The following is a 16,768-nucleotide window of genomic DNA, read 5'->3' as shown; positions in this document are numbered from 1 at the left end:
CCTCCTCGGCGGGGCGAGCCGCGGCAGGGGCCTCCTGCTGCGTGGAGGCGGGAGTTCCTTCTGCCGGGGTCTTCTTCGCGGAAGAGCCCTTGGGCGCCTTTCCCGAGCGCTTGGAAGGGGCCTCACTGGCGCCTGTCTTCAGCTCGGCCGTCTCCGTACCCGCGGCGGTCGGCTCGGGAGCTTGGGGAGGCTGTTCGGAGGGCGTCGACGCGGAAGCCTTCGGGCTCTCCTCGGTCGATACGGGCTCCGAGGCGGCTTCGGCGGCCTTCGATGCATCGGCCTTGGAGCCCTCCTCGGTCGAGCCCGGCTTCTGCGCGGCTTGTCCGGAGGCCTTCGCCGCGGACGCCTTGGGGCTCTTCTCCGCCGAGGAGGACTTCGCGGCGGCTGTCTTTGACGCCTGCGCGGCGGGCTTCGTGACAGGCGTCTTCGGAGCCTGTGCGGACTTCGCAGCCGGAGCCTTCAGCGCCTGGGCACCACGCGTCTTCACAGCGGAGCCCTTCGGCGCCTGAGCCGCGGCCTTCGCGGCAGGCGCCTTCGATGCCTGAGCACCCGACTTCGCGGCGGAAGCCTTCGGCGCCTGTGCGCCCTTCGAGGCGGGAGCCTTCGGAGCCTGGGCCGCCTTCGCGACAGGCTTTGCCTTGGACGCCGGGGCCTTCACCGCCGCGCCCTTCACCGCCTTCGCGGCCTGCTTCAGCTTCGCGACCGCGGCCTTCTTCGCCGGGGCAGGGGCCTTGCCCCCGGAGGGACGGCCCCCGGGCTTCGTGGCGGCCTTGCCAGCGGCACTGCGGGACTTGGACGAATCGGAGGAGGCGGAAGGTCGGGTCGGGCGGCGCTGGGCCATGGAGTCATCCTCGGAGGACCCGAGCGGTCGGCGCCGTCGGCCCTCGTCCCCGATGGCTAGTGCACCCACCGCCTCGCCGCAAGGCGCACGTGGGGCGCGTGCACGCTTCCTGTCCTATGGAGAGGTCAGGACCTGTCCACGACACAGGACAGGGACATCAGCGCGCCAGCGCTTCCAGGTGGGCGATGGCGTCGGCGAGGACGCTGCGGAAGTAGCTGTCGGACTTGCCAGGTGGGTCCCGAAGACGATGGAGCAGCGGCAGCAGCGAGGTGTCCTCCAACTTCTCCGCGGCTTCGACGGCCAGGACGACGACCTCGCTGCTCTCCAGCTCGCGGCGCAGCGGCTCCAGGACACGCGGGTCCTTGCGCAGCGCCAGGCCGACCAGGGCCTCTCCGCGAAGCTCCATGTCGGACTCCGTGAGCCGGTCGAACAACGCGTCCCGGAGCTCGGGCGTGTCCACTTCCTCTGCCTGGCTGCCCAGGCTGAAGGTGGCCCAGTTGCGGACGTCCTCGTCGCTGTCCCGGGACAGCTCAATCAAGGTCTGGATGGCGACCGGATCCCGATGGGGCATCATCCCCATGACCACACCCATCCGGACGTCCTCGTCCGGGTGGTCCTTCAGGGGCTGAAGGGCGGGAACCGCCCGGGCATCCCGGAGGTGCCCCAGGGCCACACCCATGGAGTTCAGGACGGCGGCATCCTGCTCCGTGGCCAGCGCGGCCAGGACTTCATCCGCGCACTTCGTGATGAGTGCGTCGCTGCGTCTCAGCCCGCCCAGTTGCGCGAGGATGTCCGTGCCGCGTCCACGCTCGCGTGAAGACGCGGCGTGCAGCAACCTGACGGCGGCCTCGAACACCTCGTCGCCGCCCCGGAAGTGCAACTCGCGGATGGCCTCCCAGGCTGTTTCATCCTCCTCGTCACCCTGCAACGCGAGGGCAATCAACTCCTGGATGGAGTGGTCTTTCATGGCGCCAGACCTCAGCAGGCAGTCGATGGCGAAGTTGATGGCGTCCTCGAAGGCTTCGTCCATGGGGCGGTCCGCCCCCCGGGCCACCAGGAGCAGCGACACGAGCGAAGCGTCTTCCAGGTACCGGGCCGCCTCGATGGCCGCGATCTCGACGGGATGTCCCGCCAGCTCACGGCGGAGCGGCTCCAGCGCGCGCGGGTCCTTCCGCCTGGCCAGCCCGACCAGCGCGTCCGCCCGGATGCCGCGGTCCTCATCGGAGACCCGGTCGAAGAACGCGTCCCGCAGCTCCGGGCTGTCGACCTCGTCCTCGCCCTTGAGGGCCAGTCCGGACAGCACCTCTTTGCGCACGGACGTGTCTCCATCCCTGGAGAGCTCCATCAAGGTCTGGAGGGCCATGGCGTCACCGGGGTGCGGCATCAGGCCCCGGACGACTCCCTGCCGGACCCGGGCATCTGGGTGGTCCTTCAAGGGCCGCAGCGCGGGCACCGCCCGGGCGTCCTCGAGGTATCCCAGGGTACGGCCCATCTCTTGGAGGACGGTGGCGTCCTGCTCCGTGGGCAGCGCGGCCAGGAGGAGCTCCGCGCACCGTGCCCTGCGTTCACGGTGCTCCTTCGCGTCGTGCCCGGCCGCCTGGATGAGCAGCTCCGCGCCCCGTGCACGCTCCCGCGAAGAAGGGGAGCGCAGCAACTGCACGGCGGCCTCGAACACCTCCTCACGGTCCCGCTTTCGCAGCGCCTCGTGCGCGGCCCCGGCCGAATCCCCCTTCTCCTCAAGGAGGGCCAACTCCAGTGCGGAGAGGGATGCGTAATGAGGAGGAGTGGCCATGGGAACAGGATAGCGCGAGGCGCGCTCCCCATCCCTTTACGCGGAAAGCCTCTGCCTCGCGCTCGCGTCCAGCGGCAGGGTGATGGTGAAGCAGGTCCCCTCCTCGGCGCTGCTCGTCACGGTGGCCTTGCCTCCGTGCGCTTCGGCCAGGCCCCGCACCAGGGGCAGCCCCAGTCCCCAGCCCTTCTCCGCGCTCTCCGTCGCGGACTGCGTGCGGTGGAACGGCTCGAAGATGGTCTGCTGATCCTCCGCGGCGATGGGCGTGCCCTGGTTGCGCACCTGGAGCCTCACCTGGCCTTCATGCCGCTCCAGCCGGACTTCAATCGGGGTGCCCGGCGCGCCGTACTTCGCCGCGTTGGAGGCCAGGTTCTCCACGATGCGGCGCAGCCCGAGCGGATCCGCCCGCAGCGTGAATTCGCCGTCCGCCTTCAGCTCGAAGCGCCCCGGGTAGAGCGCCGCCAGCTCGTCCAGCGTCTGGGCCGCGACCGCGTGGAGGTCGCACTCCCGCACCTCCAGCGCCACCAGCTTGCCGGCCTGGATGCGGCTGGCGTCCAGCAGGTTCTGGATCATCCGCTCCGCGCGATCCAGGCTCGCCGACACCCGGGCCACGGAGGTCTGGACGCTCGGCAGGTCCGCGTGGCGCTTGCCCAGCAGCTGCACGCTCAGCTTCGACGCCGTCAGGGGCGTGCGCAGGTCGTGCGTGAGCGCGGCGACGAATGTGTCCCGCATCCGCTGCTCGGCCTTCAGCTTCCGGAGCTGATCGCGGAGGTTGATCTCCGTCATGATGGAGGCCGTCATCTCCTTCATGATGAGGTGATCCTGCGCGGTCCACTCGCGCACCGTGGGCTGGATGCAGCAGAAGGTCCCCAGCACGTGTCCGTCCGGGTTGATCAACGGCAGCACGATGAGGGCGACGATGCCCCAGGGCCCGGTGGACGGATGGAACTTCAGGAACGGATCCGCGGGCGCGTTCGAGGAGATGATGGGCTCCCCCTCCAGCGTGTAGCGGCACAGCGACGCGTCGATGGGCAGCGTCCGCGTCTCCCGGAAGGGCGAGGGCAGGCCGAAGTCCGCCTTGAAGAACTGCCGGTTCGAGTCCACCAGCGACATGATGGTCAGCGGGACGTTGAGCAGCTGCGCCGCCAGTCGCGCGAGGCGGTCAAAGGACTCCTCCTGGGGCGTGTCCATCAGCCCGGTGTCCCGGATGGCCTGCAGACGGTTTGGATCCGCGAGGCGGCGGTTGCATCGCTGGGTCCGCGCGAGAGAGGCCTCGTCCAACTCACCTAGAAACTTCATGGGAGCGGATTCTAGGTCCTGGGGAAAAGGGCTGGACAGCTTGAGCCCAGGGGCGAGCTCCTCCGTTCGCTGACCAACCTTCCAGGACCGCTCGGGAAATCTTTCAGGGGCTTTGACCCGCTTCCCCCGGGTCCGCCCTCCCTGTGTCCCGGACCCCTTTCCGGGAGGCTTTTCCCCCAATGCATCCCCCTCGTTCGTCGTCCCGCGCGGCCCTCGCCGTGCTCCTGCTGCTTCTGCCCACCCTGGCCCTGGCCGCGGACCGGGGCGCCTGGGCCCCAGGCGTCGCGTACGCCGTGGGCGACATCGCGTCCTATGGAGGGAAGGGCTACGACTGCCGGCAGTCGCACACGTCCCTGGTGGGCTGGGAGCCGCCCAACGTGCTCGCCTTGTGGCTGGAGCGGACCGGCAATCCTCCCGCCGACACGCAGGCCCCCACCGCGCCGGGCTCCCTGCGCTCCACCGGCGTGACGGACTCCAGCGTGTCCCTGGCGTTCAACGCGTCCACCGACAACGTGGGCGTCACCGGCTACGAAATCTTCGTCAACGGCGGAACCAGCGCGGCGGCCACCAGCACCTCCACGAGCGCCACCGTGACGGGGCTCGCCGCCAACACGACCTATACGTTCACGGCGAAGGCGCGCGACGCGGCCGGCAACCGCTCCACCGTGAGCAACAGCGTCGCCGTGACGACGGGCAACACCGCGCCCGCGGGCAGCAAGGTGCTGGTCGGCTACTGGCACAACTTCGACAACGGCTCCACCAACATCCGGCTGCGCGACGTGTCCTCCCGGTTCAACGTCATCCAGGTGGCCTTCGCGGAGCCGGTGCCGGGCGCGCCGTCGGGCACCATGGGCTTCACCCCGTACAACGCCACCGTGGCCGAGTTCAAAGCGGACATCGCCACGCTCCAGGCGCAGGGCCGCAAGGTGCTCATCTCCCTGGGCGGCGCCAACGGCACCATCCACCTGGACGACGCGGCGGCGCGGCAGGCCTTCGTCACCAGCATGCAGGGGCTCATCAACACGTATGGCTTTGACGGCCTGGACCTGGACCTGGAGGGCGCGTCGCTGTCGCTCAACGGCGGGGACACCGACTTCCGCAACCCCACCACGCCGCGCATCCAGCACCTCATCGCCGGCACGCGCCAGCTGCTCAATGACAACGGCGCGGGCCTCCTGCTCACCATGGCGCCGGAGACCGCCTACGTGCAGGGCGGCTACGCGGCCTATGGCGGCCCGTGGGGCGCCTACCTCCCCGTCATCCACGCGCTGCGCGACCGGCTGACGTACCTGCACGTGCAGCACTACAACACCGGCACGGTGATGGGCCTGGACGGCCGCGCGTACGCGCAGAGCACGCCGGACTTCCACGTGGCCATGGCGGAGATGCTGCTCCAGGGCTTCCCCGTGGGCGGCAACGCGAGCGCCGTCTTCCCCGCGCTGCGGCCGGAGCAGGTGGTCATCGGCCTGCCGTCCTCGCCGCAGGCCGCGGGCGGCGGCTACACGACGCCCGCCAACGTGCAGAAGGCGCTGGACTACCTGATGAAGGGCCAGTCCTTCGGCGGCACCTACGTGCTGCGCCAGGCCGGCGGGTACCCGGGCTTCAAGGGGCTGATGACCTGGTCCATCAACTGGGACGCCTTCACGAACTTCGAGTTCTCCAGCAGCCACCGCGCCTACCTGGACACCTACCGGTAGGCGGGGCCGGCCTTCCGCGCTAGGTCTTCTTCAGCTTCTCTCCCACCGCGGAGAGGAGCTGATCGAAGGACTCCGTGAACAGGCGGATGCCGTCGGTGGCCAGCTCGTCCGTCACCGTCTTCATGGAGATGCCGGCCGCCTCCAGCTGGCGCATCGTCGCCTCCGCCGCCGGCAGGTCCTCCTCCAGGCTGGGGCGCACCTTGCCGTGGTCCCGGAACGCGTCGATGGTGGCGGGCGGCATGGTGTTCACCGTGTCGCGGCCGATGAGCTCCTCCACGTAGAGCACGTCGCGCAGCTTCGGGCTCTTGGTGCTGGTGCTCGCCCAGAGCACGCGCTGCACCCTGGCGCCCTTCGCCGCGAGCGCCTTCCAACGCGCGCCGCCGAAGACCTCCTTGAAGGTGCGGTAGGCGAGCTTCGCGTTGGCGATGGCCACCTTGCCGCTCAGCCCCTCCAGCGCCTTCTGCTGTTCCGCCGGGGCGCCCGCCTTCAGCTTCTTCTCAATCTCCTTGTCCACGATGGCGTCGATGCGGCTGATGAAGAACGACGCCACGCTTGCGACGCGGCTCACGTCCCCGCCGGACGCGGCGAGCTTCTCCAGGCCGGAGACGTAGGCCTCGGCGATCTCCTTGTAGCGCTCCCGGCTGAAGAGCAGCGTCACGTTGACGTTGATGCCCTCGGCGGTGAGCTGCTCGAAGGCCGGCAGGCCCGGCAGGGTGCCCGGGACCTTGATCATCACGTTGGGCCGGGCCAGCGTCTTCCACAGCCGCCGCGCCTCCTCCAGCGTGCCGTGCGTGTCCAGCGCCAGCCGGGGGGACACCTCCAGCGACGCGTAGCCGTCCTGGCCCTTCGTCGCGTCGTACACGGACTTGAGGAGGTCCGCGGCGCCCTGCACGTCGCGCACGGCGAGCTGCTCGTAGAGGTCGTTGCCGTCGCGGCCCTGGCCCTTCGCCGCGTCGAAGAGGTCCTGGTAGTCGTCGCTGCCCGACACGGCCTTCTGGAAGATGGTCGGGTTGGAGGTGAGCCCCTTGAGCCCGTCCTCCTCGATGAACTTCTTCAGCGTGCCCTTCGTGATGTAGCTGCGCTGGAGGTTGTCCACCCAGACGGATTGGCCGAACTCGGCGAGCTGTCGCAGCGGATTCATGGATTCTCCCGGCGGGGGCGTATGGCTCCCGGATGGCGTTCTCTCAATTTGCGCATGCCCCGTCCCCCAGGTCCGGCCGGGCGGGCAGGCACTCGCGGATTCTGCCTGCGAACAGGGCCAGCGGGGGGCAACGCTTCTCGGAAGCCAGGGCAGTCAACACAGTACCGGCTGACCCCAACCCGGGAGCGAAACGATGGCGGACACCTTGGCGGACCTCGCGGCGCAGCTGCGCATCGACAGCATCCGCTGCACCACGGCGGCGGGCTCGGGCCACCCCAGTTCGTCCATGTCCGCGGCGGACATCATGGCCGTGCTGTTCCAGAAGTACCTGCGCTTCGACTTCCAGCAGCCGAAGGCCCCCAACAACGACCGCTTCGTGCTCTCCAAGGGCCACGCCTGCCCGGTCCTCTACTCCGCCTTCAAGGCGGCGGGCGCCATCGACGACCGGGAATTGCTCTCGCTGCGCAAGTTCGGCAGCCGGCTGGAGGGGCACCCGAACCCGCACGTGCTGCCGCTCGTGGACGTGGCCACCGGCTCGCTCGGGCAGGGCCTGGCCGTGGGCGTGGGCATGGCGCTGGGCGCGAGGATGGATGGACTGCCCTTCCGCACCTACGTGCTCATGGGTGACAGCGAGACGGCGGAGGGCTCCGTGTGGGAGGCGTTCGACAAGGCCGGCCACTACGGGCTGGACAACCTGTGCGCCATCATCGACGTGAACCGGCTGGGGCAGAGCCGCGAGACGGAGCTGGGCTGGAACCTGGAGGCCTACGCGGCCCGCGTCCGCGCCTTCGGGTGGAACGCCGTCACGCTGGATGGCCATGACCTGGACGCCATCGACCGGGCCTTCGCCGAAGCGCAGGCGAAGAAGGGCCAGCCCACCTGCCTCATCTGCAAGACGGAGAAGGGGCGCGGCTCCTCGCTCATCGCCAACCACGATGGCTGGCACGGCAAGCCGCTGCCGGAGGACAAGGCGAAGGACGCCATCCGCGAGCTGGGCGGGGAGCGCGACGTCCGCGTCCAGGTGAAGAAGCCGGAGGCGCTGAAGGCCACCGTCCAGGACAAGGCCTCACCGTTGCAGTTGCCCACGTATGAAGTCGGCCAGAAGGAGGCCACGCGCAAGGCGTATGGCGATGCGCTCCTGGCGCTGGGCAACGCCCGGCCGGACGTGGTGGCGCTGGACGCGGAGGTGTCCAACTCCACGTACTCGAACGAGTTCCAGAAGGCGCACCCGAAGCGCTACTTCGAGATGTTCATCGCGGAGCAGAACATGGTGTCCAGCGCGGTGGGCCTGGCGGTGCTGGGCAAGAAGGCCTTCGTCAGCACCTTCGCGGCCTTCCTGTCGCGCGCGTTTGATCAGGTGCGCATGGCGGCCATCTCCAACGCCACGGTGCACCTGTGCGGCAGCCACGCGGGCGTGTCCATTGGCGAGGACGGCCCGTCGCAGATGGCGCTGGAGGACCTGGCGATGATGCGCGCGGTGGGCGGCAGCACGGTGGTCTACCCGAGCGACGCGAACCAGACCGCGAAGCTGCTGGCGCAGCTGGTGGAGCGCCAGGGCATCACCTACCTGCGCAGCACCCGCGAGAAGACGCCGGTGCTCTACCCGGCGACGGAGGACTTCCCCATTGGTGGCAGCAAGGTGGTGCGCCAGTCCGATGAGGACGTGGCGACGGTGGTGGCCGCCGGCATCACGCTGCACGAAGCGCTCAAGGCCTACGAAGCGCTGAAGAAGGACGGCGTCGCGGTGCGCGTCATCGACCTGTACTCAGTGAAGCCGGTGGACGCGAAGACGCTGCGCAAGGCCGCGCGCGAGACGCTGGGGCGGCTCATCGTGGTGGAGGACCACTGGGCGGAAGGGGGCCTGGCGGACGCGGTGCTGGAGGCCTTCACCGGGGTGCGCGAGCAGCTGCCCACCGTGGTGCGGCTCGCGGTGACGAAGATGCCCGGCTCCGGCAAGCCCGCGGAGCTGCTGAACGCCGCGGGCATCGACGCGGGGCACATCGTGGAGGCCGTCACCTCGCTGGTGGAGGAGGGGACCGCCCGGGGCGGGGATAGGCCGTCCGAGGACGCCTGGGGGCACACGAACGCGTGAGGCTCAGGGCTTCGGGTCCAGCCGCTCGGCCGCGCGCTGCGCGCCCATGGAGCGCGCGTAGTCCAGCGCGGTGCGCTTGTCCGCATCCCGGACCCGGTGGTCCGCGCCGCGCTGGATGAGCAGCTCCATCATCTCCAGCTTGTCGAACATGGCCGCGAACATCAGCGGCGTGCGGCCGTCCGGCCCCGCGCCGTCCACGTCCGCGCCCGCGTCCAGGAGCACCGTGGCGATGGCCTCGTTGCCCTTGAAGGCCGCGCCGGCCAGGGGCGTCTGGCCGGCAGCGTTGGGCTGCTCGGGGTCCGCCCCGCGCTCCAGCAGCAGGCTCGTGGCCTCCACGTGGCCGTAATAGCTGGCCAGCATCAGCAGGGAGTCACCCCGCTCGTTGCGGGCCCCCACGGGGAGCCCGGCGTCGAGCAGCTCGCGCAGCTTGCTGGCGTCCCCCGCGCGCACGACCGTGAATGCGTCCGTCACTGCGGCGTCGTCTTCGGTGCCCGGGGTTGAACCCGGGTTCTTCGGGTCGTTCGTGGGGCTCATGGTCGGTGTTCCTTCCTAGTAGGACCTCCGTGCCATGTCGATATCCCGGGGCGCATCCGACGAATCGGAAAATCCCAATCGAAACAGTTCCTGGCGTCAGTAGGGGGCGCAGTGGATGCCCTTCCAATTCCAAAGGGCAATCCCATCCATGGAATCCGACAGCCGTCCGCGCTTCCGGCCCATGGCCGGGGGCCGGTGGCGACGGCACCCTGGCCACCACTCCCGCTCCGAGGTGCTGGAAATGCATGTGTCACGGTCATGCTGGAAGCTGTTCCTGCTGCTGGCGCTGGGAGGGCCGCTGGCCTGCGAAGTCGCTCCAGCCCCGGGGACGTTGTCATTGACGCCTCCCGCGAGCGAGGACACTCCAGTTGATGCGAAGTCGCCGGAGACCACCGAATCCCTCCAGGCCTCGGCCATCTTCGAGGCCACGTTGCGCGAGGAGGCCACGTCGGCGCCCGGCGGGCTGAAGCCCGTGGAGCGGCTGGGCAAGCTGCTGTTCTTCGACCGCCGGCTCTCCGAGCCCATGGGCCAGGCCTGTGCCGTCTGTCATGGCCCCGAGGTGGGCTGGACGGGCCCCAGCCTGCTCATCAACCTCACCGGCTCTGTCTATGAAGGCGCCGTGAGGGGGCGCTTCGGCAATCGCAAGCCGCCCTCATCCGCCTATGCCACGCAGGCTCCCATCCTCCACCGGCTGACGCCCGGGCAGGCCGACTTCGTGGGCGGCAACTTCTGGGATGGCCGCGCCACCGGCGAGGAGCTGGGCAACCCCGCCGCGGATCAGGCGCAGGGCCCCTTCCTCAACCCGGTGGAGCAGAACAACCCCAGCGAGGCCGCGGTGGTGATCAAGGTCTGTGGCGGCCCGTACGGCGACCTCTTCCGGGCCGTCTGGGGCGCCCGCATCTGCGGCGACGTGCCGCGCGCGTATGACAACATCGCGAGGTCCATCGCCGCGTACGAGGGCTCTCGCGAGGTGAACGCCTTCTCCTCGAAGTACGACGCCTATCTCGCGGGCCGCGCGCGGCTCTCTTCCCAGGAGCAGTGGGGCCTGAGGCTCTTCGAGGGCAAGGCCCGCTGCGACAACTGCCACACGAGCCAGCGAGGCCCGGGCGGCGAGCCGCCGCTCTTCACCGACTACACCTTCGAGAACCTGGGCGTGCCGCGCAACCTGCTCAATCCCTGGTACTGGCAGCTCCAGTTCAACCCGGACGGGCCCTTCTGGATCGACACGGGCCTGGGGGGCTTCCTCCAGACGCGCCAGGATTACGCGCCCTCCGCGCGTGCCAACCTGGGCAAGGTCAAGGTCCCCACCCTGCGCAACGTGGACAAGCGCCCCTTCCCTGGCTTCACCAAGGCCTATGGCCACAACGGCTACTTCAAGAGCCTCGAGTCCATCGTCCACTTCTACAACACGCGCGACGTGCTGCCGGTCTGCACGGGGAGCGCGTCTGGGATGCCTGGCGTGGACTGCTGGCCCATGCCGGAGGTGGGGCTGAACATCAACACGCAGGCGATGGGCAACCTGGGCCTGTCACCCCAGGAGGAGCAGGCCATCGTCGCCTTCCTGCGCACGCTCTCGGACGGCTACTTCCAGTGACGGGCGGTGCCGCCGGGGCGCCCGCCGCGCTCCGTGTGGCCCGGCGTGGGGAAGGCGAAGCTCAGCGCAGCGCCTTCTCTGAAGTGACGATGCCGTCCGCGTCCGCGTAGAGGTGGTGGCCAGGGACGAAGGTGACGCCCGCGAAGCGCACCTCCACGTCGCGCTGGCCCTCGTTGCGCTTGCCGCTCTTGAGGGGGTGGGTGCCCAGCGCCTTCACACCGATGTTGGTGCGGCCCACCTCCTCCGCGTCGCGGATGCAGCCGTTGACCACCACGCCCGCCCAGCCGTTCTTCTGGCCCAGGGCCGCGAGCACGTCGCCGACCAGCGCGCAGCGGCGGCTGCCTCCGCCATCCACCACCAGCACGCGGCCCTGGCCGGGTTCCTCCAATGCCTTGCGCACCAGGGAGTTGTCCTCCGGCGCGCGCACGGTGCTGATGGGTCCGGAGAAGCTCCGGCGCCCGCCGTAGTCCAGGAACCCCGGCTCGGCGACCTGGAAGTGCGGAGTTGCCGAGTGGGCGTCACAGAGGTCAGCGGTCTTGATGTCAGGGGTGTCGCTCATGATGCGCAGGATGCACGCGCCGGCCGGGTATGGCTGTGATTGCGCGCGCGGGTCCGTCTGGCTTGGCCGTGCAGTGTTCGAAATCCCAACGTCTCTCTGGGCCAGATCGTCCTGGAGAACATGGAGAGGGGCATCCGGTTCTCGGCCTACCCGTTCAAGGCCGGATGGCGACCTTGAGCACGCCGTCCTTGCGCTGGCTGAACAGCTCATACGCTTCGCGGATGTCCTTGAGCTGGAAGCGGTGCGTGAAGAGCGGCGTCAAGTCCACGCGCTTCGCACGCACCACCTCCATCAGGCGCCGCATGCGCTCCTTGCCGCCCGGGCAGAGCGTGGTGACGATGCGGTGGTCCCCCAGCCCCGCCGCGAAGGCGTCGTAGGGCATCTGGAGCTTCCCGGAGTAGACGCCCAGGCTGGACAGCGTGCCGCCCGGGTTGAGCGTGCGCAGCGCGCTCTCGAAGGTCTGCTGCGTGCCCAGCGCCTCGATGGCCACGTCCGCGCCGCCGCCGGTGAGCCGCTTCACCTCCGCCACCACGTCCTGGTTCCGGAAGTCGAGCGCCACGTCCGCGCCCAGCTTGCGCGCCATGGCCAGCCGCGCCTCGTCCCCGTCCACGCCAATCACCAGCGAAGCGCCCATGAGCCGGGCCCCCACGGTGGCGCACAGCCCGATGGGCCCCTGCGCGAACACCACCACCGCGTCCCCAATCCTCACGCCGCCGGACTCCGCGCCGCTGAAGCCCGTGGACGCGATGTCCGCCAGCAGCAGCACCTGTTCGTCCTTCAGTTCGTCCGGAATGGGCGCCAGGTTCGCCTGCGCGAAGGGCACGCGCACGTACTCCGCCTGCACGCCGTTCATCGTGTTGCCCAGCCGCCAGCCGCCCAGGGCCTCCAGGCCCTCGCCGTGGCCGCACTGGGACCCGTGCCCGGACAGGCAGCCCCGGCACTGGCCGCACGGCGTGATGGCGCCCACCAGCACGCGCTGCCCCACCTGGTAGCCCGTCACGCCCGGCCCCAGCTCGTCGATGACGCCCACCATCTCATGGCCCACGGTGAGGCCGGGCTTCACCGGGTACTCGCCGCGCAGGATGTGCACGTCGGTGCCGCAGATGGTGGTGAGCGTCACCCGGATGATGGCCTCGCCCACGCCTGCCTTGGGCCGCTCCACCTCCTCCACGCCCAGCTTCTGGGGACCTTGGAACACGGTTGCCTTCATGGCTCACCTCGTCTGTCTTCAGGCGCGCGGCATGCGCACCGTCACCGCGGGGCGGTCGCTGCGGGCCATCACCTGCTGCGCCACCGAGCCGAGCACCATCCGGCTCACGCCCGTGCGGCCGTGCGTGCCCATGCACACCAGGTCCACGCAGTGGCGTTCCGCCGCCTGGGTGATGACCCCGGCGATGTCATCGCCCTTCAGCACCGACAGCTCGACCTTGTGGCTGCCGTCGTGCTCCGGGGCCGGCACGCGCAGCTCCAGCTGATGCCGCGCCGCCTGGAGCTCCTCGGGCGTCGCCTGCGCGGGCTCCACGTGCAGCAGGTGCACCGTGCCGCCCGGCGGCGTGATGGCGAAGGCGTAGGCGATGGCCCGGTCGCCGGCCTCGCCGAAGTCCGTGGTCGCGAGCACCGAGCGCACCCGGGGCGGCTCCTGCTCCAGCCCCTGCTCCGCCGCGCGCACCGGCACGCTGACCACCGACATGGGCGCCAGCCTCCGCGCGGACTGGGACACGCTCCACAGCTTCGCGATCGCCCTGCGCTGGTGCGTGCCCACCACCAGCAGGTCCACCTGTTCCTCCGAGGCCAGGGCGATGAGGTGATCCGCGATGCGGCCCAACCCCGGCTCCAGCCGGGAGCGCACCGGCAGGCCCTCGGCGCGCAGGGGCTCCAGCAGCGAGTCGGACTCGCGCTCCAGCGCCTCCCGCAGCTCCGGGGACATGTCCTTGTAGCTGTGCGGATGCGCCAGCCCCAGCCGCTCCGCCTCGCTGCCCACCCAGACGATGCGGCCCCCCACCACCTCCACGGGCCCGGCCTGCGCGAGCCGCTTCACCCATTCCCGGGCGACCTCGAAGGGCCTGGAGCGGTCCACGCCCAGCATGACCCGCAGGGGGCGCTCACCGCGCGCCCAGGCCTCCAGGCCCGAACCCTCGCGGACCACCAGGAAGGGGACCTCCAGCAACTGGGCCATCCGGTCGACCGTGCCCCCCAGCCCCCGGAAGGGCGTGTCGGCGCGCGGCGCCCCGGCCACCACCCACTGGAAGCCGCGCTTCGCCACCAGGTCCCGCAGCTCCTCCTCCGGCTCTCCCGTGAGGAGCACGGAGTCCACCTGGATGCCGGTGGCCCGCAGCCGGTTGCACTCGTCGCGCAGCGTGGCCTGGGCGGTTTCGCAGATGGCGTCCCCGAAGGTCCGCACCATGGTCCCGCCCAGGACGTGCACGAGGCACAGGGGGACGTTCATCCGCCGTGCGAGCAGCGCCGCGATGTCACAGGCGCGCCGGGCGTCATCCGAGAAATTGGTCGCGCAGGCGATGGTCATGGCCCCTCCTTGCAGTCACCGCACCAAGCTAGTCACCACGCAAACGCCGCGGGCCCCACGCGAAAGCGGCGGACGCGGCGCACGGCAGGTCCCTGCCCATGGGCTCACCGGGGAGGGACGCGTTGCCGACGCCCACGCAGGACCCCAGCTTCTTCCGGGGGCGTCATGCGAGTCCTGGTTCCGGTCGATCGCCTGCCTCATGGCTGGGAAGACGTGCGCGGCCTGGGGGCGGAGGAGGTGCTGTCACGCCGCGCGCGCTACGGCCGCAACGACGTGCGGGGCCGGCCTCCCCGCTCCGCGCTCCAGAGCGTGCGCGAGGCCGCGAGCGACCCGATGCTCTGGTTCCTCGTGGGCACGAGCGCCCTCTACTTCGCCCTGGGCGAGCAGGTGAATGGCGGGGTGATGCTGCTGGCCCTCGTGCCGCTGATGGGCATGGACGTCTACCTGCACCACCGGACCCAGGCCTCCACCGAGGGCCTGCGCGGACGCCTGGCCGAGCGCGCCACGGTGTCTCGCGACGGCCATGAAGCGGAGGTGCCGGCGGAGGACGTGGTGCCCGGAGACCTCGTGCGCGTGGAGGCGGGCGGCACGTTCCCCGCGGATGGGCTGGTCGTGCGGGGGCAGGGCCTGCAGGCCGAGGAGTCCTCGCTCACCGGCGAGTCGCTGCCCGTGCGCAAGCGGCCGTTGGAGCGCCTCCCGCCCGGCTTGGAGCCCCCGGTGGACTCGGGGCACTGGGGGCTCGCGGGCACGCGGCTGCTCACCGGGACGGCCTGGATGCGCGTCGTCTTCACCGGTCAGGAGACGCTCTACGGGAGCATCATCCGCTCGGCGGGTCAGGAGGGGCGGGCGCGGACACCGCTCCAGCACGCGGTGGCGCACCTGGTGGCGGTGCTGGTGGGCGTGGCGGCGGCGCTCTGCGTGGTGCTGGCGCTCGTCCGCCTGCGCCAGGGGTTCGGGTGGCTGGACGCACTCCTGAGCGCGGCGACGCTCGGCGTGGCGGCGCTGCCCGAGGAGTTCCCGGTGGCCCTCACGTTCTTCCTGGGCGCGGGGGTGTACCGCCTGGCCCGGCGGCAGGCGCTGGTGCGCCAGGCCATCTCCGTGGAGAACATCGGCCGCGTGAGCTGCGTGTGCTCGGACAAGACGGGCACGCTGACGGAGGGGCTCCTGCGGGTGGCCCGGCTGCTGCCAGCCCCCGGGACCTCGCCCCAGGCGCTGCTGCGGACCGCGGTGCTGGCGTCGCGCGAGGAGGGGAAGGATCCGCTGGACGTGGCGCTGCTGGAGGCGGGCGCACGGGACCTGCCGGAGCTGCCCGCTCCCACCCGCGAGGCCACCTTCCCCTTCACCGAGGAGCGTCAGCGCGAGACGGCGGTGGTGCGGCAGGGCGCGGGGACGCTGCTCGCCGCGGTGAAGGGCGCGCCCGAGCGGGTGCTGGACCTGTGCGCGTTGTCCGAGGATGCCCGGCGCGAGTGGGCGCTTCGCGTGGACGCGCTCGCGCGCGAGGGCCACAAGGTCATCGCGTGCGCGAGCCGGACGCTGGACGCGGCGCACTGGCATGGCGGCGAGCCGGACCGGGGCTTCGACTTCGTGGGGCTCGTGGGGTGCGAGGACCCGGTGCGCGCGGGCGTGGAGGAGGCGGTGCGGGAGTGCCGCGACGCGGGGCTGCGCACGGTGATGGTGACCGGCGACCACCCCCGGACGGCGCTCGCGGTCGCGAAGCGGCTGGGGCTGGGAGGCGAACACCCGGTGGTGCTCACGGGAGAGGCCTTGGAGACGCGGCTGGACGACACCGGCCGGGTGCCCCCCGTGGACGTGGTGGCGCGCGCGCTGCCCGCCCAGAAGTACGCGCTGGTGAAGGCGTTCCGGAGACAGGGCGAGGTGGTGGCCGCCACGGGGGACGGGGTGAACGACGTGCCGGCGCTCCAGGTCGCGGACGTGGGCATCGCCATGGGGGAGCGGGGGACGCGCAGCGCCCGCGAGGCGTCCTCCATCGTGCTGCTCAACGACGACTTCGGCACGCTGGTGCGCGCCATCGCGGAGGGCCGCCAGCTCTTCTCCAACCTCCAGCGCTGCTTCCTCTACCTGCTGCTCATCCACATCCCGCTGGTGGGCACGGCGGCGCTGGTGCCGCTCTGGGGCAAGCCGCTGCTGTACCTGCCCATCCACATCGTGTGGCTGGAGCTCATCATCCACCCCACCGCGATGCTGGCCTTCCAGGCGGCCGCGCGGCCCGGGCGGCTCACCCCGCTGCGCGCGAGGCCCGCCACGCGCTTCTTCTCCTGGCGGGAGTGGACCCTGCTCACGGCGGTGGGCGTGCTGATGGCGTGCGGGCTCGTCTGGGCCTTCGCGCGATGCCTATCGGAGGGGCAGGACATCGAGCGCGCGCGGGCGGTGGCGATGGCCTCGCTCACGCTGGCGAGCTCCACCTTCGCGGCCGTGCTCACCCGGCTGCGGACCCGCACCGCGCGGTGGGTCTGCGCCCTGTCGCTGGGGCTCTCCGTGCTGCTCATCCAGGTGCCTGCGCTGGCCGCGCTCGTGGGGCTGCACCCGCCCGGTGCTCGCGACTGGGGCCGGGTCCTCGTCGCCGTCACCGTCGCGCTGGTGCCCCTGCTCGTCGCGGGGCCGCGCGCGGGGGGCGGCCTGCTCCGGGGCCACCGGTGGCGAACCGGCCGGCCCACGCCGGCCCCGGAGTCCTCATGAC

Annotated in this window: 11 protein-coding genes and 1 pseudogene; 4 read left to right on the top strand and 8 right to left on the bottom strand. The window is 70.9% G+C overall.

Annotated features, from left to right (window positions below; genetic code table 11):
* The 3 genes and pseudogenes from D7W82_RS40215 to D7W82_RS31125 form a co-directional block, all read right to left on the bottom strand.
* Positions 1–841: pseudogene (locus D7W82_RS40215) on the bottom strand (hypothetical protein); the annotation flags it as partial.
* Positions 842–998: 157 nt separating this feature from the next.
* Positions 999–2,633: a HEAT repeat domain-containing protein gene (locus D7W82_RS31130; RefSeq protein ID WP_120621792.1), complete on the bottom strand. Its 1,635-nt coding sequence runs from the start codon at positions 2,631–2,633 to the stop codon at positions 999–1,001.
* Between the two features lie 36 nt (positions 2,634–2,669).
* On the bottom strand, positions 2,670–3,929 hold the full coding sequence (locus D7W82_RS31125) for a GAF domain-containing sensor histidine kinase (RefSeq protein ID WP_120621791.1): 1,260 nt from the start codon (positions 3,927–3,929) through the stop codon (positions 2,670–2,672).
* A 179-nt stretch (positions 3,930–4,108) separates the two neighbouring features.
* Between D7W82_RS31125 and D7W82_RS31120 the strand changes: the two genes are divergently transcribed.
* A complete protein-coding gene (locus tag D7W82_RS31120) occupies positions 4,109–5,626 on the top strand; it encodes a chitinase (RefSeq protein WP_120621790.1) in 1,518 nt (505 codons plus the stop codon).
* Between the two features lie 19 nt (positions 5,627–5,645).
* Here D7W82_RS31120 and tal read toward each other — a convergent pair whose 3' ends face one another.
* Positions 5,646–6,767 carry a transaldolase gene (tal, locus tag D7W82_RS31115; protein ID WP_120621789.1) on the bottom strand — a complete coding sequence of 374 codons (1,122 nt, stop codon included), beginning with the start codon at positions 6,765–6,767 and terminating at the stop codon, positions 5,646–5,648.
* Positions 6,768–6,960: 193 nt separating this feature from the next.
* Here tal and D7W82_RS31110 point away from each other — a divergent pair, with 193 nt between their 5' ends.
* On the top strand, positions 6,961–8,859 hold the full coding sequence (locus D7W82_RS31110; RefSeq protein ID WP_120621788.1) for a transketolase: 1,899 nt from the start codon (positions 6,961–6,963) through the stop codon (positions 8,857–8,859).
* A gap of 3 nt (positions 8,860–8,862) precedes the next feature.
* On the opposite strand, the gene D7W82_RS31105 is transcribed toward D7W82_RS31110, so the two are convergent.
* Positions 8,863–9,393 carry an ankyrin repeat domain-containing protein gene (locus tag D7W82_RS31105; protein ID WP_120621787.1) on the bottom strand — a complete coding sequence of 177 codons (531 nt, stop codon included), beginning with the start codon at positions 9,391–9,393 and terminating at the stop codon, positions 8,863–8,865.
* Between the two features lie 247 nt (positions 9,394–9,640).
* Here D7W82_RS31105 and D7W82_RS31100 point away from each other — a divergent pair, with 247 nt between their 5' ends.
* On the top strand, positions 9,641–10,987 hold the full coding sequence (locus tag D7W82_RS31100) for a cytochrome-c peroxidase (protein ID WP_233588042.1): 1,347 nt from the start codon (positions 9,641–9,643) through the stop codon (positions 10,985–10,987).
* Positions 10,988–11,048: 61 nt separating this feature from the next.
* Here the strand turns inward: D7W82_RS31100 and rraA are convergent, their stop codons facing one another.
* The 3 genes from rraA to D7W82_RS31085 form a co-directional block, all read right to left on the bottom strand.
* Positions 11,049–11,546, bottom strand: a complete 498-nt coding sequence (gene rraA, locus D7W82_RS31095; RefSeq protein ID WP_120621785.1) for a ribonuclease E activity regulator RraA — start codon at positions 11,544–11,546, stop codon at positions 11,049–11,051.
* Positions 11,547–11,700: 154 nt separating this feature from the next.
* Positions 11,701–12,756 (bottom strand): zinc-binding dehydrogenase, encoded by a 1,056-nt coding sequence (locus tag D7W82_RS31090; protein WP_120621784.1) that lies wholly within the window; start codon positions 12,754–12,756, stop codon positions 11,701–11,703.
* Between the two features lie 18 nt (positions 12,757–12,774).
* Positions 12,775–14,070 (bottom strand): universal stress protein, encoded by a 1,296-nt coding sequence (locus tag D7W82_RS31085; RefSeq protein ID WP_120621783.1) that lies wholly within the window; start codon positions 14,068–14,070, stop codon positions 12,775–12,777.
* A gap of 165 nt (positions 14,071–14,235) precedes the next feature.
* On the opposite strand from D7W82_RS31085, the gene D7W82_RS31080 reads away from it, so the two are divergent.
* On the top strand, positions 14,236–16,767 hold the full coding sequence (locus tag D7W82_RS31080) for a cation-transporting P-type ATPase (RefSeq protein WP_120621782.1): 2,532 nt from the start codon (positions 14,236–14,238) through the stop codon (positions 16,765–16,767).
* The last annotated feature ends 1 nt before the right edge of the window (position 16,768 follow it).

It is taken from the genome of Corallococcus sp. CA049B (assembly GCF_003611685.1).
Lineage (GTDB): Bacteria > Myxococcota > Myxococcia > Myxococcales > Myxococcaceae > Corallococcus > Corallococcus coralloides.
This window is presented reverse-complemented; position numbering and strand designations above follow the sequence as displayed.